At 36.9% G+C, this 19,348-nt stretch carries 15 protein-coding genes and 2 pseudogenes; 2 read left to right on the forward strand and 15 right to left on the reverse strand.

The annotated features are described in order from the left end of the window. The 3 genes and pseudogenes from ABI657_RS05300 to ABI657_RS05310 form a co-directional block, all read right to left on the reverse strand. Nucleotides 1–744: pseudogene (locus tag ABI657_RS05300) on the reverse strand (hypothetical protein); the annotation flags it as partial. Between the two features lie 28 nt (nt 745–772). Continuing rightward, nucleotides 773–1,249 (reverse strand): T9SS type A sorting domain-containing protein, encoded by a 477-nt coding sequence (locus ABI657_RS05305; protein WP_348096205.1) that lies wholly within the window; start codon nt 1,247–1,249, stop codon nt 773–775. Nucleotides 1,250–1,320: 71 nt separating this feature from the next. After that, nucleotides 1,321–1,503, reverse strand: coding sequence for a hypothetical protein (locus tag ABI657_RS05310; protein WP_348096206.1), 183 nt, complete (start codon nt 1,501–1,503; stop codon nt 1,321–1,323). 188 nt (nt 1,504–1,691) lie between these two features. On the opposite strand from ABI657_RS05310, the gene ABI657_RS05315 reads away from it, so the two are divergent. Further along, nucleotides 1,692–2,906: a helix-turn-helix transcriptional regulator gene (locus ABI657_RS05315; RefSeq protein WP_348096207.1), complete on the forward strand. Its 1,215-nt coding sequence runs from the start codon at nt 1,692–1,694 to the stop codon at nt 2,904–2,906. Between the two features lie 66 nt (nt 2,907–2,972). Here ABI657_RS05315 and ABI657_RS05320 read toward each other — a convergent pair. Beyond that, a pseudogene (locus ABI657_RS05320) lies at nt 2,973–3,263 on the reverse strand (tyrosine-type recombinase/integrase); the annotation flags it as partial. Here ABI657_RS05320 and ABI657_RS05325 point away from each other — a divergent pair. Continuing rightward, entirely contained in the window at nt 3,224–3,478 is a 255-nt protein-coding gene (locus ABI657_RS05325) for a hypothetical protein (protein WP_348096257.1), read from the forward strand. The pseudogene ABI657_RS05320 and the gene ABI657_RS05325 sit on opposite strands and share 40 nt — an antisense overlap. A gap of 831 nt (nt 3,479–4,309) precedes the next feature. Here the strand turns inward: ABI657_RS05325 and ABI657_RS05330 are convergent. The 11 genes from ABI657_RS05330 to ABI657_RS05380 form a co-directional block, all read right to left on the reverse strand. Continuing rightward, complete coding sequence (locus ABI657_RS05330; RefSeq protein ID WP_348096208.1) at nt 4,310–5,389, reverse strand: hypothetical protein; 1,080 nt, start codon at nt 5,387–5,389, stop codon at nt 4,310–4,312. Nucleotides 5,390–5,503: 114 nt separating this feature from the next. Next, on the reverse strand, nt 5,504–9,418 hold the full coding sequence (locus ABI657_RS05335) for a hypothetical protein (RefSeq protein ID WP_348096209.1): 3,915 nt from the start codon (nt 9,416–9,418) through the stop codon (nt 5,504–5,506). Nucleotides 9,419–9,494: 76 nt separating this feature from the next. Continuing rightward, a complete protein-coding gene (locus tag ABI657_RS05340; RefSeq protein WP_348096210.1) occupies nt 9,495–10,223 on the reverse strand; it encodes a YopT-type cysteine protease domain-containing protein in 729 nt (242 codons plus the stop codon). Nucleotides 10,224–10,279: 56 nt separating this feature from the next. After that, entirely contained in the window at nt 10,280–11,908 is a 1,629-nt protein-coding gene (locus ABI657_RS05345; RefSeq protein WP_348096211.1) for a hypothetical protein, read from the reverse strand. A gap of 17 nt (nt 11,909–11,925) precedes the next feature. Next, on the reverse strand, nt 11,926–12,993 hold the full coding sequence (locus ABI657_RS05350) for a polyprenyl synthetase family protein (RefSeq protein WP_348096212.1): 1,068 nt from the start codon (nt 12,991–12,993) through the stop codon (nt 11,926–11,928). A 24-nt stretch (nt 12,994–13,017) separates the two neighbouring features. Then, nucleotides 13,018–14,409, reverse strand: coding sequence for a hypothetical protein (locus tag ABI657_RS05355; protein WP_348096213.1), 1,392 nt, complete (start codon nt 14,407–14,409; stop codon nt 13,018–13,020). Nucleotides 14,410–14,426: 17 nt separating this feature from the next. After that, the gene (locus tag ABI657_RS05360; protein WP_348096214.1) at nt 14,427–15,776 is read right to left on the reverse strand and encodes a hypothetical protein; all 1,350 of its coding nucleotides are present in this window, start codon (nt 15,774–15,776) and stop codon (nt 14,427–14,429) included. A 31-nt stretch (nt 15,777–15,807) separates the two neighbouring features. After that, nucleotides 15,808–16,380, reverse strand: a complete 573-nt coding sequence (locus ABI657_RS05365) for a papain-like cysteine protease family protein (RefSeq protein ID WP_348096215.1) — start codon at nt 16,378–16,380, stop codon at nt 15,808–15,810. An 11-nt stretch (nt 16,381–16,391) separates the two neighbouring features. Beyond that, nucleotides 16,392–17,066: a hypothetical protein gene (locus ABI657_RS05370; RefSeq protein WP_348096216.1), complete on the reverse strand. Its 675-nt coding sequence runs from the start codon at nt 17,064–17,066 to the stop codon at nt 16,392–16,394. A 623-nt stretch (nt 17,067–17,689) separates the two neighbouring features. Further along, a complete protein-coding gene (locus ABI657_RS05375; protein ID WP_348096217.1) occupies nt 17,690–18,232 on the reverse strand; it encodes a GNAT family N-acetyltransferase in 543 nt (180 codons plus the stop codon). Beyond that, nucleotides 18,229–19,311, reverse strand: a complete 1,083-nt coding sequence (locus ABI657_RS05380; protein WP_348096218.1) for an aminotransferase class III-fold pyridoxal phosphate-dependent enzyme — start codon at nt 19,309–19,311, stop codon at nt 18,229–18,231. Before ABI657_RS05380 ends, ABI657_RS05375 begins: the two co-directional genes overlap by 4 nt. Nucleotides 19,312–19,348: the final 37 nt, after the last annotated feature.

The raw sequence follows: 19,348 nt of genomic DNA on the forward strand, positions 1-19,348 counted from the left end.
ACCAGCAGTTTCCGCAGTTGTTTTTACTAATGATTTTAAACCGTTTGTTCCGTTAGTGCCATTTGTACCATTACTTCCTGCTGTTCCATTAGAACCATTTGTTCCGTTAGTTCCATTACATACATAATTTGTAGCGGTAACTTCGCTAGCTTGTAATGTTCCGTCACTATTAGTATCTAATCCTGATTCTACTTTTGTACCACCATTTGCACAGTTTGTACCAGCAGTTTCCGCAGTTGTTTTTACTAATGATTTTAAACCGTTTGTTCCGTTAATACCATTGGTTCCCGGAGCTCCTGTCAATCCTGTTGAACCTTGTGGACCTGGCGTTGAACTACCTGATGTTTTAGCATATAAAGCATAAGGAGAGCTTAATAATTGTGAAGTGCCAGTAATTGAATAGGATGTTCCGCCTGTTGGATCAGTTTCTGTTTTTATAAAATATGGACCATTTGACCAGTTGATAGTTGACATAGTTCCTGAAACTATAGTTCCTCCACCAATTTCTAATGAAACTAAACCATTTACATTTGATGTTGGTGTTTGTGTTTCAACATAAACAGGAGTTCCTGCGGCAGAACCTTGTAAAATACTAATTTTCATTCCTACGGATTGGCTGTTTACTAAATTGTTTGAAGCATTTCGAATAACAGCTTGATAGCTCATTTTTTCTGGAGCTTGTGAAAAAGCAAATGTGCTAAATAATATAAATGCTACAAAAACTAAATGTTTGATGTTTTTCATGAATTTTTTCTATAAAGAATTAATTGGATTATTTTTTAATTATTTTGAAAGTTTTTACTTCTTTATTGTTCTCTAAAACTTTTAGTAAGTAAACTGCACTAGGAAATTGCTCTAAATTGATTGTGGTTGTTTCAGAATTGATTTTTTCATTTAGAATTAATCTTCCGTTTAAATCGAATAATTGGTAATTTACATTTTCTATCACACTGTTTTTAATCTCCAATACCAACCAATTTGAAGTTGGGTTTGGATAGACACCCATTTGCAAGTTGATGTTGAAATTGTCTAAACCTAAAACTGTTTGAATTTCATAAGGTTGTTGCACACCTTGTGCCATAGAACCATTAGTTCCTGTGTTTGTGGTATAAACCACTTGACCTACGGTGTAACTTACGTTTCCGTTAGTTCCTGAAGCATCACCTCCTGTGGTAGCCACTGCTTCTTGTGCGTTTACTTGTGATAGTGTAAGTAGCGTTGCCGCGATGAGTAATTTTTTTTTGTTCATTGATTGAAATATTGGTTGTTAATTGTGGTAATTTTTAAAATGCTTTACTTTAGGTGATTATTCGCAACTCTTTAGTTTTCTCTATTAAATTTTTTCAATAATTCTTTGTTTTCCTTTTGTTTTAAAATTTCCTGCACTTCTTTAATATTTTCATCGGTAAGTGGAATATCATTTTGAATACAGGTGTAAATGGCTTCATTCTTTTTTATGGAAAAAAGTCGAAAGTGGTTTTTAATACGTTCTAATATTTTCATTTGTATATTGTTTATTGCAAATTTGTGTTAGATTTTTAAAAATAACTAATTTGGAGCGGGTAGTTGATGGGTAGTTTTGATGACTACCCGTTGGGTAGTTTTAATTAATGTACTAAAAATCAATTTTTTAAAAATAAAAATTTGTTAGAGTTTTATTTAGTCGTTTGTTATCTTTGAGAAAATTCACGATGAAAAAAAAATATGTTTACGTTTTATTTATTTTATTAATAACTATTTCTTTTTCATTTGGGCAATCTGAAAAGATTAAAAAATTAGAAAATCAAGTTAAAATATTTAATGATTCTTTGCAATATGAAAAATCTATTGCGATTTTATCTGATATTATTACTAACGAAGATGCAGTTCCTTACGAAAAATATTACGCTTATTTATTAAAATCATACACTTATAAACGTTTATTTAATTACAATCAAGCTTTGTATAATTTAGATTTAGCATTAGCTGAAGGTTTAAAGAGTGATCACAAAGAAGAAGTTAGCAACACTATTGAAGCCGAAAAATGTTTTGTTTATTTTGATACCAATGATTACAGAAAAGCAGAAGCTTTAATTGTTCATTTGAGAAAGCTACAATTCAAACACTTATCTATTTCAACAAAATCTTGGATTATTATGCAAGATGGATATATAAAAATGCTCCATAAAGAGTATTTAAAAGCAGAACAACTTTTAGACGAAGCATTTAAAATTGTTGCAGCAAATTCACCAGAAGATTTGCCTAATATTTATGGTAAAAAGATAGAACTATATAATAGAATGGGGCTTTTTGATAACCGTGATACTGCTTTTAAAGAAGGAGTGGCTTTATCAAAAAAGTACAAAAAAGTTAAATATGAAATGTATTTATATGAAATTATGCGTAATATTTTACTAGATAATAACGATTATAAAAACGCTTTTTACATTCAAAAAAAATACGATTTAATTGTAAAACATTATGATGCTAACGATGCTAATGGCAAGCTAGAAATATCCGAAAAAAAGATAGGAGATGAGAACAGGAAACTAAAAGAACAAAACGAAAAGTATTTTGATTACATTTTATATAGTATAATCATTTCGTTACTTCTTTTATTGTTTTTTGGTATACGTTTATATCAAACTAATGTAGCCAAAAGGATTTTAGTAGAAAAAGAAAACACCCGAATTCACAACGAAATTGAACAACTTACAAAAGCATTAGACGAAAAAGGAAATATAGCTTTAGATTTATCCAACTATAATTTAACCGAACGGCAAAATCAAATTATAGAACTTATTCGATCTGGAGCAACTAATAAAGAAATCGCTACTAAATTATTTATATCTGAAAACACGGTTAAATACCATTTAAAAGTGATTTATGAAATTTTGGATGTAGCACATCGGTCTGCCATTAAATAAAATATTTTTGATTAATAAAGTTTTGAATTTACAAGCTCGATGATTTAATTTCAATTTCATTAGTTTTTAATTGAAATTTTGTTTTAAAATTTGCATGTCATCACTCACTTTTCTATCCAAAACTTTTGCATAGTGTTGAGTAGTTCTTAAATTCTTATGTCCTAACATTTTACTTATACTTTCAATTGGAACACCATTAGTAAGTGTTACAGTTGTTGCAAATCTATGTCGTGTAATGTGAAAGGTTAATTCTTTTTCGATTTCGCAAACTCCAGCTATTTCTTTTAAATAAGCATTCATTTTTTAATTTGATAAGATTGGTAATAGTTTATCTTCATTATTACTTTGCGGATGATCTGAATCCTAACAATAAAGACTGGCTATATGTGCACCCTGGAGATGCACTATTATTTAAAAGTACTGCAGCTGTGTGGGAACAATTAAAGAAAATTTATACTTCTTCGTTTAAAGAAATGGTGACTGGAGAACTTCCAAAGGAGGGTGAAGTTTTGGAGACTCTGATGTTTCTATCTGGGAGAATTCAGAAAATAGATTGGCCAATAACAAAATAATATTTCAGAAAAAATTAAGTGCTCGCAAACATTTATTATTCAAATATTTGAAAAAAAGTGAATTGTCTGAGTGATTTATTTTAAACAAAAAACTAAACTGATTTACTTTAAAAAGTAAAAAAACTGTACATATAATAAATTATTATCCATCTATTTTCTGCTTATGATATTCTTTCAGCCATTTTTCCATTTTTTGCAATAGTTGAATTTCTTTCAGGTCACACCGGTTGGATCTGTTCCTTCGCGACAGTGGCTGATTTTTCAGCGGCAAAATCTTGAGAAAAACGGATAGCTGCAGATTCGAACCAAAATTAGGCAAGACTTATCAACATTGAATTTACATTGTCAAAATACTCTTGTGCCATGCTTCTGCCACAAAACTTAGACTGGTGAAATATCTTTAAAACCGCCTTAATTTTTTGTGGAAGAAAAGGTATCCACTCCAACTCCAATGTGCCACGATTTTGCCACAAAACTCAGAGCACTAATATCTATGCCATTTTTTTAGGTTAACTAATATTTGAAACTAACCTTGTACTGCGTTTTTTTTGCTAGTATAAATTGCTGACACATTTCGTATTGACGTCCGTAAAAAAAACAATCGTGCTGGCATCTTAAATGTTTTGATACAATAGTAACATATTTTAAAAGAAATTTTACAAATTGTGTTTTTCAGTTTACTTTAACTTCCCATGCTTACAATACTGGCAACTCAGCATTCTATTTTAAAAATACCAATCCCTCTGTTTTAAATGAATTTAGGAAGTATCTGCACATTGAGCTTGACGTTAAGCCAACAAGTTTTCATAGCATTATAGCCGATAAAAAAAATTATTGACTGACACGTTGCTTATTTAAGACTGCTGATGGAGTATCTAAATCAAAATAGGGTTGAAATAGTGCGGTGTCGTTTGTAATAGCTTCCTCGGCTTTAATTCTCTTAAGAACATCAGGAATGAAGTGATCATTTATATCAAGTATCACCGGCTCATTTTCTGGAAACCAAAAAGATTTGCTGTATTTAAAAAAACCTGGGAAAATTGTTTCCATGTGTCCCTGCTTAAGAAAAACTGTAGGCTTGTTATAGAGTCTGCACAGCAATGTAGACGCGGAAAATAGGTTCCAGTAAATCATCACGTCAGACTGGATTATCAAGTCTTCGAAGGCATCCAGACTGCAATAACTGATATAGTTAATATCTGGAACATCCATAAGCTCTTTTTCCAGAATTTTGTGAAGTTCTTCCGGGAATACTAAATTTACCATGATATTGTAGTCTTTGACTAAGGAAGAAAACAATGGAATTATTTTCTTGTGATACGTTAGCCCGCTTTCAAACTGCAGCAATTGATAATCATGCATGGCCATAACAAAAGTCCATTGCTTCCCTTTATATATGTGCTCCTTCGTTTTTTTCTTGAAATGGTTTGAAAATGAACGATGTGGGGTCGAACCAAGTGATGCAGGTAAAGGATATAAGTGTCTGTATCCAGACAGTCTTTCGCTGATCGTTATAAATGCGTTTCTGGCATTAGACAGAAAGTCCTTTGCCTGTAGGTCAAAGTCCATATGATCATAATATCGTATGAAGGGATCACTAGTTGATATTTCAATCTTTTTTTTATCAAGGTAATCCATTAAGCTGTAGAACTCTGGAGTGGTTATCAGGTTATTAGTAGCTAATATATATGCACTGAAAAACAGTATCTGTGTTGGCATGATATCATCGATATATCTTTTTAGATCATCGGCATTCTGATACGAAAATTTTTCAACATTAGGTAATGTTATGTATTTCATCATTTGCTCCGGCATTAAAGCAATGGCGGAAAAAGACTGGTTGTACATTAGCAATCTTAAAAGTACCAATTCGCCAAAGTCATTGGAAAAAATAAATAATGTTTTTTTCATAGATTGAATGAATTTTGCTCAATTCTGTTTTATTACTATTTGATTATCTGTATTAGAAAACAAACATTATTGTTATATTCCTTAAAAAGATGTGCCTTATACCACATTCTTATATTAGTTACCCAAGATATTCACCGCAGTAATGATAGGGCAAAATAAGCCAAGTGTGGAAAGAATAGCTTTCGCATCGCTTGAACTCAAACCAAACGCTCCTTCCAGTACAGATATAACCTGATCTTCTACCCAATTCAATACTTTTGCCGCCATCTCAGCCCATTTCTTAGGGTCTGTGAAGAGTTCGATCAAGAAGTTTTTGACAGCATTAAAAGCTGCCGAAGGCAAACCTGAAAGACTGCCGAAATTTATATCCAATGAAATTGTTCCGATTGAATATTGGCTGCCACCCAGCTCGAAGCCTGCATTAAAATTGGCTCCGGCTGTGCCTTCTTTTAAATGAGCATATATATTTGCTCCAGCATTTACGCCGGTATTGATATCCCAAGTACCCAATGGTCCTAAATCAATAGAACCAATGCCTATGTTTATCTGACCACCAACCTGCAAATCCGTATCGTTGAATATTCCTGTAAGCTTGCCTCTAAAAAAGCCGCCAAGTGTTGCGCCCGACAATTCAAACTGAGCACCGCTTGAATTAATATTTACAAACATGCCTTGGCTTGACCCCAAAACAGTAACTTTTCCGTTTATGAAGAAATGCGGATCCTGAAAACCTTGTGGTGCATTGGGTCTGCTATAGGTGCAAATAGATACCTGCGGGCCACCCGTTCCTTTTTCGGCAGTGACACTAAATAAGTTGTCGCTTATAAAGCTTATCCTTTCCATTTGGGTATCAATCAATATACCCTTGTCGACTTCAATAGCAATATCAACATCAATGTCTAAAAATAAGAACTTAATGTTGCCGCTTATACTCATCCCCTGCGGATAGAAGAACGTGCCGATATTAACGCCGCTTGTCGAAGGAACAAAATAGAACTGAGCTTCTCTCGACACATTTAACGCGCCCGTAGTCGAGTCTTTTATTAATTGCCAATGCGTGATGGTAGAGCTGCTTCCGGCTCCTGCCTGTTCCGTAATATACCATCTCCCATTATCAGCATCTTTAAAAATCATCATGCCATCGCTGGAAGAAGGAAAGCTTGACAACTTGCCATAGCTAATAAAATCATTAGATATAATTTGTCCGTCAAAATTATTCAGAGAGTCAATCAAAGTATTTGCTGCTGACCCGCCCGGCACCTGAAATTCCCCGTTTGAAGTTCCGGAAATGGCAACTTCTTTAAGAACCTTTTCTAAGGTGGGATCGAGGTTTTCTTGAATTGTGCCTGCTAATTTATCTACAACATCTGCCAGGGTTAAATCGCTCAACGAGCCTGCAATCATAGACTCTGATGGATTCGCACTGTTTACCATAACGGCAATAGAACTATTGAAGAGGTCCTCAACTTCTATTTCGGCAGAAAATCCAAAGCTAGGAATTCCTTCAAATGATATACCAAGCTCAATGGCAAGACCTCCAAGCTGCAAAGGACCAAACGCTATGGGTTGCTGCACCTTAAGTGTACCCGATATGAATGCACCGTTTTCTACTACAGCGATAATGAGGTCAAATTCAAGGTTATTATCCTGTATGATTGTCTTAACAGTAGCCATCAGGCTAATACCAAAATCGCCCCCGCCGCCGCCAACAAACATCAATGTACCTGTCAGGCAGCCATTCCGATAACCTGCATCTCCCGTGCATGTTCTTGTCTTTACATCGCTATCGGGTGTAAGGAAAGTGGATATAGAAATACCTAATTGAAATTGTTTTTTCTGGGTAAGATAAGCAATAAAACCATATAACTGCGTACCTTCCGGAATATTGATCAAGTCAATTAATGCACTGAGGATTTTATTGGATTTTGTAAATGTGGTACTTGTATAAAGAAAAAAACCTGGCTGAATCCCCTGAGCAATTGCCGGCAGGGTAATCTTGGAAGTTCCTAATGATGGTTGATTGAATGTTTGAAAACCCGGGAAAGAAAATTTCGAATCTTTTATGGTGGAAATTGCCAATGTAAACGTTTGGAACGGGAACCATTCGGCAAATGTTTGAACACTGCTTGATATCCCACCGGAAAGATTCCCTAACTCACTAAGTTCAATCTGCAAGCCCACTGCAACTCCCCAGCCATTTGTACCTTTTGCTAAAACAAATGCCAGGCTCGCTATTCCGTCAATAACAGTACCCAGCTGCATCTGATAGTCGTTACCAGCTTTTTGCAATATAATAAAGGAATCCGTAAAAGTAAGATTGAAGCCATCGGGCACTTTCAATGATTGCCCAGTCAAAGAGGATACGATATCATTCAGCGTTACCGAAGGGAAATCGCCGCGGATGATAACCGTTCCGGGAATATCATAATTCGCATTTAAAGTAACACCTGCTATTTGAGCAGTTCCCGAAAAATTACCACTCAGATCACCAGCACTTGGTTTTAATAAAAATAAATTTACATCGCTAAATTCTAACTGAGTAACACCAAGAGGAATAATCCATGGTTTTGGCTGCTGCGCCATGTCAAGCATGAAGGAATAAAAATTCCCCGGCGATACTGAAAGTTGAAGTGCGTCAATTGCCAAGTCGCTCACTGGTGGAATACCCGGAGTATATTTTGTCATTAAAGTACTTAAAGGAAGATCAAAACCTTCGACCACTGAAGCTGTAACGGTAAAATCGTTAGCTTTTTCTGCACTAATAGTCACTGTGGTATTTGCTACTTCTACTGTACCGGTTACATTGATATTAATGGCTCTGTTTGTGCTGTCAAACGGATTTTGCACGCTTAGTTCAGCCATCACGGAAACAACTTCAAATACGCCCGGCCAGACATTCCAATTTATTTTCGGCATTCCTACCGTTACAGAAGCAGCATTAACTACGATGCCTTTGTTATAGGACAATGTTACACTTGCATTCTGTATTCCAAGCCCTCCAAGATCGCCGGTTTGTACTTCGGATGGGAATGAGTACAAAACATTGTTAATCCCTATAATATCAACAAGTTTACTAAAATCGCCAATAGGTGAGTTTACAAAATTGGCTGCCAACTGTGCAGCTTCAATTCCTGGAGGAGTTATAACAGCAACGCCAATATTGGATTGTGCACTTGGGATATCAAAAGCTCCAGTATAACCCACTGTAGCATTATAAGTTGCATTATTTGCCTGCCAATCAATGCTCGCAGGACTGTAAACCCTGAAATAATCAGCTGAAAATGTCATGCTGCCCAATTGAAAAGCAGACACATTTAAGTTAGCTTTTAAATCAATACCTGGCACAATACCTGTTTGATCCCAGGCAAATTCATTTTGACCCAATGGAGGAGCAGCTTGGGTTGCATCTGGCGAATTTACCGTTCCGCTTATAATTAACTGACAACTTCCTATTAAGTTTTCAAATATGCCTAATATTCCAGTAGGTATTAAATCAGCAGAAAAGTTAACCCCAATCGAAAGTGCAGTTCCATCTACTGTTTGCTCGTATGTGGAAAGTAGAAATTGCGCATTAGACATTTGAAGTTGGTCTAATGGACTTATTTCAGCTGCATCTGGTAACGTTCCATTCATTAATGTTGGCAGGTCTGGAAAACTATCAGAAAACTTCCATGGCGTGGCGGGGACCGCAGCAGGAATCATTTCATATTGCAGCAATGCCTGAACATTATTATTCACTATACTCAAAGTCATGCTTACCGTCACATAATCAGAAGTAAAATTGAATTTACCGGTTCCCGTAATAACTACATTATCCGTGATTGAAGCAGGAGTTGCCTGCGCTCCTTTGATTACAATGGATCCCGCAGCATATGCCGAGGTAATTAATTGCGGCATTACATTCGCAGCATCAATAGAATGTAAGGTAGCAGCATCAATCGAAACGACCCCACCGGCTATGGTTCCGTCATCGGCTATATTAAGCAATGTTCTTATTGCGGCAACATTTGGAGGTACTAAATTATTCATAATGTAAATAACATTGAATTAAATTAATTATTTTAATAACACATGATAATGTGAGATTTTTAGGGAACCATACCTTTTATTTGCTTGAGGCAATATATGATGCGATGGAAAATTTAGAATATTCTTTTTCTAAGTAATATGGATATACGCTATCGTTAAAGAAATTACTAAGATCTTGTTTTGATGGAAAATCAAAAAGCCCCAAATTGGGATCAAAGAACTGATATACTTCTGTAAGCTGGCCAAAGGCAATTGCATGTCCACCATTCCCGGGGCTAACCATCCCAACCAGAAAATATGATGGGCCATTATCCTTTACTTGTTTGTCCATTTTTTTCTCTAAAATTTCACAAAAGTCCAAAATAAAATCGGCGTTAAAATCTTCATACGCTTTCATGTTGGCGCCACCATATCTATTGCGTGTCAACAATTGACGTAAATCAGCTAATTGCTTTTTTAAAGCATCTTTATGAGCAATAGCAGCAGCATTTATCTGTCGTATTAAAACATTTATACGCTTTGTAGATGCATCCAGTTCGGCTTTATATAAGTTTTGTTTTATCACATACACATCAGGAACGTTATTCTCTTTTTTTGACACAGCAGAAGCAAAATGAATACTATTTATAAAATTAAATGGCGATGTTCCCCCTGCCTGAAACTTTAAAACAAAATCTAGGCACATGGTAAAACATACACCTTCAATAGCAGCTTTTTTTATCTTGAGGCTGCTTTCCTGGTCAACCCACACAATGAGCTGCCCATGATTATCTTCTGCGCAGTTTTTCCACTCTTCAATGTCCATTCTTCAAAAATTTTATTGTTTTACAATTAATTATTTACAGTTCCAATATGGTCATCCTAACCAGTAGCCTGACTCACCAAATTTTGAATTAAACTGGTTACTTCATTGCCGATAGGAAAAAGGTGCTGTGTCAATTGAGCGTTTATAGCATTAATGATTAAATTCTGAACACTAGGTGAGTTTAGAACTTTTTGTACAGAAGGAGCAAGACCAGATTGATCATCCAGTGTTATTGCCATAGCTGAAGCCTGAGGAATGCTGAATATGATGGAATTGAATAGTACATTTAACTGGCTTGCACTTGCGCCTGTTGGTGCAACCACACCAGTAAGAGGAACAGAACTTATTGCTACACTTAATCCCAGATTGAGTTGACCACCGCCAGTATAATTGGCTAAAAAAGTGGCTGAAGCATTTGTGCCAGAACCTAAAGAGCCAAGAAGAAGAGCAAAAGAAAAAGTAGGAGGGGACAAAATCATGTTTGCTGCCGGTATAGTGGCATTTGGAAAGCCATTTACTACAACGTTGGTTAGCGTTGCGTTTGATAAAGTAAAGCCGGAAAACAAATCAAAACTTCCCAAACTAATATCATTTGGCTTAAACGGATTAAGTGGAGGATTTTTGTACTGCTGTAACAACGTTTGCACGTACCAGCCACTTGTAGGATCATTTAATGAATACCGTACACGATCGAATAGGTAGAGATCCACCAGATTGGTTGCCTGCTGGCCACTATCAGAAGGGAGCTCACCTACAACAGGCGACAAATGATTGTCTAAGAAACTGGCGAGTTGATTTGTCAGCGTGCCTGAGAGCGCTTTCAGATTTCCGTCTGTATTTAATGATTTACCCATTTGTGAAAATATAGCACCACTTGCATCAGAAGAAGAAAGCGCTGAATTAATTAAGTTACCAATTATGCCGCTCAAGGCAGGATTTGAATTTGTTAATTGGACACTTATATTCTGAAATTTAGGAGCCGCGGCACCACTTGTTATGAGATTTATATTTGTGACCTGACAATTAAGTCCTGCTCTGTTATCTAATACAGAAATTTTTATAGAAGCAGTAAATTGCAACGAACTAATATTTGCTTGAAAGTTTCCCACGCCTTGAACCACAACAGGAGGTGCACTAGAGTCAATACACGTTGTAGGAGTAGAAACATTAGCTATACATAGATTTTGTGTCAGCACAAATGGGGTAGAAATTGACAAAGGAGTAATTTTCTGCCCTGGCTGCAGTTCACCTGGGTTGTTTGTCCAATAATTGAAATTCATAACAATATCAGCAGTGACACTCGCGGTTGCTTCATCATAATTATAATTCTGAAAACTCTGCACATTTGCATTATCCAACCCGTTGATAGTGACCATTTTTACACCTTGTGGATCCTGCAGGTTTAATGTGGGATTAGGATTGGAGGGCAAAGGTATTGCCACTTGATTCTGATCAGGAACTGAAATCTGTGAGTAGGAATTTGATATTTGCTGCGCAATAAAACTGGCATTGCTTCCAGTTAGTGTACCAATATTCCAACTTTTTTCTTTTAATGGAATAATGGATGAGCCACCACTTTGAATGCCGGATAAAACAGTAGGGAGAAAAAAATTGCTTTTCGGATTATTTGCAGAACCGCAAATTGTTGTGAAAATGAATTGAAATAAATTTGAATTTCCAGCCATAAGTGCTTTATTTAAGTTTAAATTTTACGGTCGACCGTGTACATAGCGATCTCTTCCAGAGCGTCTCTATATGCATTTTTCTTAAAATGTTTTAAATACTCTAAAGCGTCCAACGCTTCATTCCTTGCATCTGCGTAAGACCTTTCAATAGCTTGCGTTGACATAATTGCGTCAATCTCATTACTTAAATCAGTTGGAGCAGGTATTTCAGCTCGCATGATTCTGCTTACGGTATGTTGCGGTCCAAGCTCTTCCATTGCATAGATTAGCGGCAAAGTTGCCCGACGTTTTATCAAGTCAACCCCAACTTGCTTTCCGGAGTCTTTTTCGTCTTGCAAAAAGTCAAACAGGTCGTCCATTATTTGAAAAGCTCTGCCAACTCTTCTGCCGTAAAACCCTATACGTCTCGTTTCTGTTTTGCCGGCTTTTGCCAACGACATCCCTGTTTCACAAGCCATTCCAAACATGATAGCCGTTTTTCTTTCAATTACCTCAAAATACCGTTGTCGCAAAACCTCATAGCTCCAATTGGGATCGGTTTCCAATTCATCCAGTTCGCCGGCACAGATATTGAATGCTGTATCGAGTACAACTTTTATTAAGCCCATTTCGCTTTGTGTGTCTATGGCATCGACAAAGGTTCTTATTGCCTGCACAAATTGCATGTCGCCAACCAGGATTGCGGCGTTGGTGCCTCTTTTTGCGTTCACAGACATTAATCCGCGTCTCAATAAAGCGTCATCAATAATATCATCGTGTATCAATGTGGCGACGTGCAGCATTTCCAACGAAGCACAAGCTTTTGCAATTTTGTGCGTCAATTCTTCTTCCCCCAGAATTAGCCGGGAAGAAAGCTGTAGCATCATGGGTCTTATCTTCTTGCCCCGCGCATATAACTGAAGCTCGGTATCGGTTAAATACTTTGTCTGCGGTTTTAAAGCCAGTGCTAACGCAGCTTCAAAATCGGCCATATCTTTGCTAAGCAGCTTATCGTGTATGCGCGTTAAAGGGTTTTCCTTCCATTTCTCTCCGGCATAAAGCCATTGTCCCATGGGTTCGTCTATTTCGTAAAGCGAGTTTTTCAATTTAGTGCAAGTGTTTTTTATTAATTATTGTGCAATACCAGGAGTGGCCAGCGTTTGAAGGATAACTTTCTCGGTTACTTTTTGAATACTGGATTGTATTTTATTTTGCAGCAGGCTTTTTACAAAATGCATGCTTGCAAGACGTTCTCTTACAATGTCGGCAATGTTACCTGTCCACATAGAGTCATCTACTTCCACAGCAAATGCTGGAAATTTAACATTAGACTCCGTAATCTTCCAGACTGCTTTTTCCTCATTATAAGTCAGGGTCATTGTTGCTTCAGCACCTCTAAGTTCTGCATGGCAGTCGCCATTCCATAAAAGGTCGAAATGATTGCTTTTTTCTGCCATCAATTCTTCTCGAAACAAGAACATTCGCTCGCGGATATCTCTTCTTTCTTGTTCACCCAAAATTCTCCACCCATTCTTTGCCGCTTCTTCGTCAGCTCCGGCACTGGTGCTTTCATCTCCGTTAGCCTGGTTCATGTTGTTGATGAAATTCTCTGTGGTAGTTATTTGCGGAGATTTGGATTTGTCGTTTAGAACGCCATAAACATCTGTTCCTGTCATTGATGGAATGTTCTGTGAGTCGTTACCAAGCGTTTGAACATTTGTTGAAAAATTAGAAGAATCACTTGCTGCTGTCATGTACTGTTGGTAAAGAGCAGATCCCTGTGGGTATGTATTGGCCAAAGTGTACAACGCTATTGACACATTTATTTGTTGTTGAAAAGCATTAGCATTATAAGTAAGACCATTTGAATACGTATTACCATTTATCGATGCACTTGTATCTAACGCACTACTTGTGTCTCTGGACATTTGTGCAGTTACGCCGCCATTACTCCAAAGACCTCTTAATCTCCCGCTAACACAGAAAACACTGTTATAAGATTCGTTGTTTTTATAGTAGGATGCCATCATTGTAGGGCCATGATAAGTTCCATTGATAGGTTCTTTTTGATCTCTTGCCTGATTAACCATTGTATCAATCTCAGCCGGTGAAAGCGGGTTTATTCCATTGTCGGTTCCACCTGCGTCTCTTGCATAACTTTCATCTAATTCCTGCATGTTACCGCCGGTATCCATGTTGATTTTGCTTGCATAGCTTGCTTTTACTTCATATTTAGCTTTCATTGAAATATCATTCCAGCGCAGCGCAATATGCAGTTTGTTTTTATCTGCTTTGCATAATTCAGAGTTCAACTCCAGTGTATCAAGTCCTTTAATATTAAAATCATGGAAACGAAAAGATACATGACCATTATCAAAGTCAATATTTTCGGGCATGTCCGTATGAAAAGCCAACGGATAAAAAGGCGTGTCTTTCAATGATACTTGATTTTGTTCGTTCTTGATGCTGTTGACCATTGCAGTTTCAAGAGATTGACAATTAATTTTTTTATTATTTTTCATAAATTTTGGTGTTTATTTTAGGAAAATGAAACTGTAAAGCCTTCTACAATATAGGTGTCATCTAGTGTTGACAGAGCCGTTCCGGTGTTTGGGCTAATTTTTATAGTTATACCTTCAAGGTCTGTACTTACAGAAGCACTGGACCATACAGTAATGTTTTGCGCAAAATCATGTATGAATGGGTTCACTACTTTTTCTTTAAAAATTGAAGTTACAAGGTCTGCAAAACTGGCAGCGACTGCTGCCAATGCAGAACCAATAACACCACTCCATTGGGGTGCAAAAATTAGTGTTGCAGAACTTAACTGCCCAACGCTTAAAAGCACATCACCATCCGTGTTAACGGTTAATGAAAATGGTACGGTGAGTGGATCTGGGCTATAGGTTATTGCAAAACTTGAAATAATCTTATCCCAATCACTTGGATTTGAGATGGCATCAATAGCCGTACCGATGGGACATAACAAGGTTTTAGCAACTGCTGTAGCCGTTCCTCCCAGCTCTCCATAACCGCTGATATTGGTAACGGCAATTTCTGCATTAGTAGTTCCAGACGTAATACTTGCTCTAACGCTCTGCACGGTTCCTTTTATTGCTGCACTTGCATAAGCTGCACTGTCTCCTTTTTTGGCAGACTCATTAAAAGTATAATTCTTAATTTCAGCTGCTAATACGGCATTAGTTACTGCAAGGTCTGCCTGCAGAAAAATATCAAGAGCTGTTGGAGGTGTATAACTGTCTAAGCTTGGTGCGGAACTGCTCGTCATAGAAGTGGCAGCCACTATTTCATTAGCATTGGTGATGCCAAGGATTGGTGTCTGAAAACTAATACCCGAAAAAGTTGGGATTTGCGGAATTGAAATTGCCTTAAGAAGATTGTTTACAGTATTCAATCCGTATGGGATAATAATTGCATTGACAAGCAGCGTTGTTAAGCCCATTTTATTCCAAGCACTTTCGTCTAACCAAACCGACAAACCCTGAAAAGAGAGTGTATTGTTTGTGAATGTGATTTTTGCATACACTTGAAACGAAGTGCTTCCGGATACCGGAACACCTGAGACGGACCCACTAACGCTCAAACTGGAAATCAATATCTGGAAAACATTTTCAGATGGGGGATTGCCGGTTTGTGTTTGCCCTTGAGCATTATAGGACTGTTGCCAATAGGCAGCAGTAGGCGGAGCAAGTACTATTGTAGGAGCATTGCCGATCTTTAAAGTTATATCAACAGGTATGCCACTTACCGTTTGTGAAAAACTTTGAGTAAAAAGTTTACTCTGAGCCGTTGAGTTACCAAATAAGCTCGCTAAGGTAGAATTTAACCCACTTTGAGTTAAACCAACCGCAATATCAAAATTTGCCATATCTAATTCGATTTTATTTCTTTTTAATAATTTATGTATTTGTCCAATAGGTTTCCGTCCAAATGGCTCCTGATACCCTATATTTTTCAGGAAAATTTTCGAAAGGCATTCTGTGTAAACCATGCAATGGATCATCTATCAGCACGGTGCCTTTTTTCCAATCATATCCTTTTATCATCACATAATGTGCGCCGCCTTTGAGCCACTCTAAACGTACACACAATGGCCTTCCTTGATTTATTTCAAACTTGAGTCTTTCAAAGTTTGGCTTTCCCGCAGACCAATGACTAAAACAGCCAATGTATTTTAATGCAACATCAAGTTTGAAATTTACATTCTTTTCCTTCCGGTCTTCGGGTGGATAAATTTCGGATTCTGTATTTGCGTTTTTCACAAGTTCGTTTGCTAACGCAGCTTGCTGCACATTCATTGTTTCATAATACTTTGCAATGGCACAAGCTAAAGACACCCAGCACCATCTGGATTTTAATTGGTGCTCTAATTTGATTTCTAAATAGTATTCATTTCCAATAAGGTTAGGCAATTTGTAAAATGCACCTATCTCCGATTTCCCTGCTTCATTTGAATCAATAAATATTTTCATTTAAGCACATATTAACTTAGGCTGGTGCAGAGTGGAAGCACACCGCTAATGGCACTATTAATTGGCGGCGTTATGGCGTTTTCTATCAAGCTGATTATTTGCCCCTTTACTAAGCCAAGTATAAAGTCTTCGAGTGGACCCAACAGTTCATTCAATATTCCCAGCCCATCAATATTAATATTGATGTTACCATAATTTAAGTTTGGATTCATCACATCCATTGCGGTTAAACAAAGTTGTGTTCCCAGGGTAGCATTAAAATCGCCTGTTGCGCTTATCGAAACACCAGAAACAGAAACGTTGCCGCTAAGCCCAACAGAGGGTGTGTAATACAGGCATCCTGCCTTGAAGTTACCACCCACCTGAATGCCAACATCTGAAGTTAAAACAGCATCCATCTGTATTGCACCGCTCACGGAAGATCCGTCGGGGCTTGCGTTTGCGGAGGTAACAACCAGCGAATTAATATGAAAGCTTGAGAGGCCGGTCAGATTTTCCAGTACATAACTAGCTATAGCCTCCGCAGTGCATATCCCTAAATTTATGCTTCCTATCACCTGAGATCCCGAGGTGACATGCTGCATTGGGTCTAAACCACGAGAACGAATTGCTGCAGTAGCATCATTGTTAATGTTAGATAGCTTCGCGCTTATCACTGCATTTAATAAATCTTGAAATTGTCCCATAAAGTTTGGTTATTGATGGTTAATAATGAAAACACAGATATTCATTTTATTTAAAAACGTCTTTTAAGAATAGCAATAAATATTTATTTCTAAAAAAAAAGATGTATAATTCAAAATGCCGTCGATATTGATTGAAGCATCTTATTGTTTTGATTTTAAAGGTATTTTACTGCACAACTTTTAATAAACTAACCCATTATTGGGTATAATTCGAAAATTATAATTTGGCGTGGATTAGACGGATTCGTTATCACGAAGAGGCTGATAAAAAGGATTTTTTTTATTTGGATATATAAAAGCATATTTATCCGTGTTTTAACTTTTACACGTTGCATTGAAAATATAATTGCAACCAACGGGTTAGACTAATTAATTTATGAACTGATGCATTACGATTAAGTCTTTATTTTATAATACCTAAACCAACACAACGAATTTTCAAGTTTGTCATAGAATCAATCCGAGAGATTCACCAACAATTTTTATGACATAATGTTTTTTTGAATAAATAAGCATTACAATATTAGTAAGAAAGATCACTGGAAAAAAGAGTGTTTATACCTGTTTTTTGAGAAAGCTCAAAAAAAGAAATAATATTATATTGTTGTTATGACTATTTTGCTTTAAACTTGAACTAATGGTTGGTAGCGGTGAAGAAGCAGTTTATTTAAAGGGAAGTTTTCATACTTTTCTTTTTCTAATAAAAAATGACAGTAGGTTTCATCCTGCCCCTGAAATACGGCCCCAATTTTTTTAGCTGCAGCAATAGATTTACTGTTTTCAGGTATGATGCAAATGTTTAAATGTTCAAGATTCATTTCATGAAAGGCATAATATAAAATTCCTGTAAGTAATTTGCTGGTCAGGGACATCCTTTTTGCAGCAATAGTATCGCCAACTATTATACCTAGTTCTCCTGAGTTTTGTGTGATGTTTTTAAGCAGTGCTGCTCCCAGCGCCTGCTGTTCATCAATGACCAAAAAAAAGTGCACATTATTTCCATCAATCAAGTTTTCTTTAACCCACGAAACATGACTTTCATAAAGGATTTCAGCACTTCTTTTCATCCCTTTACGCACTTCAGGGCGATTGCTTAAATCATAAAGTAAATCTGTATGCTCAGGCAAGAAACGTTGTAAAGAAATATTTCCAACACGTATTATCATAAGTATCGTTTAACTATTTGGCAAGCTTTTATCAAAAGGGAAAGATCAACCTGAAAGCTGGGAAAAAAGCGGATATATTTATCGTAATAAGTGACAATGATTTTGTTATCAAAGAGCTCTTTTACAGCATCATTTGCATTACTTACCGAGCCCAAATCAATATTCCATAAAGCGCCCTGGCCAGACAAATGTTGAGCCGGCAAATGCCTTAATATACATCGCTCAATTTCATTGGTAAGCGCAGCGATGTCAAGTTGCGCGCAGGCATTTAGGGTTGCTGCGATAGATGCACAGGCCATAGGATGATTATAGAATGTGCCACCTCCACGAAACTTATCAGGAATGACAAATGTTTTTTCAATCATAATTGCTGACACTGGAAAGCCGCTGCCAATAGCTTTTCCAGCCAAAACGATATCAGGCTTTACACCCTGTGTTTTAAAGAAAAAGGAGGAACCTGTCCGGTAAAATCCTGTAAGGATTTCATCGTATATTTGAATCACGCGAAAGCGCACAGCCAATTGTTGTAAACTGCGGTAGAATTGCGGAAGTCCTTTAAAGCCGCCGCCACTCATTTGAATGGGTTCTATGATAACCGCTGCTATAGTACCTGATTGCATCTGAGCTTCGCAGATTTCCAGAATTTCATGCTCAGTTTTTTTACCAAAAAATGGAATCCTGATTATTTGATTATCATCCTCCAAATATGATTCGAGACCAAGCTTATTAGCAAATATTGTTTTGCCATGCATGCTTTTGGAAAAGCTGATAATTTTTGTCTTCTCATTCGATAGCAAAGCCATCCTGATTGCAATTTCTACTGCATTTGCACCGGAAGGATAAAAGCCTTGAACATAGTAACCGTCGACATGTTTTTCTACCAACGCTTTAGCCTGCGTATAAACCGCTGACTCAATAAATCCTGGTGAAGAGTACGTTTGCATTTGTCTTATTTGCTCATTGACCACCGGCATATAATTATGTCCCAGGCACACAGAGCCGTATCCCATACAAAGATCAAAATATTTGCAGCCGGAATCATCGATCAAAAAGTCGCCGTTTGCTGATACAATTTTCATTTAATTCGATTGTTTGTAAATGTTTACACTATAATTT

The sequence above is a fragment of the Flavobacterium sp. genome (genome assembly GCF_039930565.1).
Taxonomy (GTDB): domain Bacteria; phylum Bacteroidota; class Bacteroidia; order Flavobacteriales; family Flavobacteriaceae; genus Flavobacterium.

What these genes read in the sequence shown, in the direction of transcription:
- ABI657_RS05305 (WP_348096205.1), bottom strand. Translation starts at nt 1,249, where the DNA reads ATGAACAAAAAAAAATTACTCATCGCGGCAACGCTACTTACACTATCA.
- ABI657_RS05310 (WP_348096206.1), bottom strand. Translation starts at nt 1,503, where the DNA reads ATGAAAATATTAGAACGTATTAAAAACCACTTTCGACTTTTTTCCATA.
- ABI657_RS05315 (WP_348096207.1), top strand. Translation starts at nt 1,692, where the DNA reads ATGAAAAAAAAATATGTTTACGTTTTATTTATTTTATTAATAACTATT.
- ABI657_RS05330 (WP_348096208.1), bottom strand. Translation starts at nt 5,389, where the DNA reads ATGAAAAAAACATTATTTATTTTTTCCAATGACTTTGGCGAATTGGTA.
- ABI657_RS05335 (WP_348096209.1), bottom strand. Translation starts at nt 9,418, where the DNA reads ATGAATAATTTAGTACCTCCAAATGTTGCCGCAATAAGAACATTGCTT.
- ABI657_RS05340 (WP_348096210.1), bottom strand. Translation starts at nt 10,223, where the DNA reads ATGGACATTGAAGAGTGGAAAAACTGCGCAGAAGATAATCATGGGCAG.
- ABI657_RS05345 (WP_348096211.1), bottom strand. Translation starts at nt 11,908, where the DNA reads ATGGCTGGAAATTCAAATTTATTTCAATTCATTTTCACAACAATTTGC.
- ABI657_RS05355 (WP_348096213.1), bottom strand. Translation starts at nt 14,409, where the DNA reads ATGAAAAATAATAAAAAAATTAATTGTCAATCTCTTGAAACTGCAATG.
- ABI657_RS05360 (WP_348096214.1), bottom strand. Translation starts at nt 15,776, where the DNA reads ATGGCAAATTTTGATATTGCGGTTGGTTTAACTCAAAGTGGGTTAAAT.
- ABI657_RS05365 (WP_348096215.1), bottom strand. Translation starts at nt 16,380, where the DNA reads ATGAAAATATTTATTGATTCAAATGAAGCAGGGAAATCGGAGATAGGT.
- ABI657_RS05370 (WP_348096216.1), bottom strand. Translation starts at nt 17,066, where the DNA reads ATGGGACAATTTCAAGATTTATTAAATGCAGTGATAAGCGCGAAGCTA.
- ABI657_RS05375 (WP_348096217.1), bottom strand. Translation starts at nt 18,232, where the DNA reads ATGATAATACGTGTTGGAAATATTTCTTTACAACGTTTCTTGCCTGAG.
- ABI657_RS05380 (WP_348096218.1), bottom strand. Translation starts at nt 19,311, where the DNA reads ATGAAAATTGTATCAGCAAACGGCGACTTTTTGATCGATGATTCCGGC.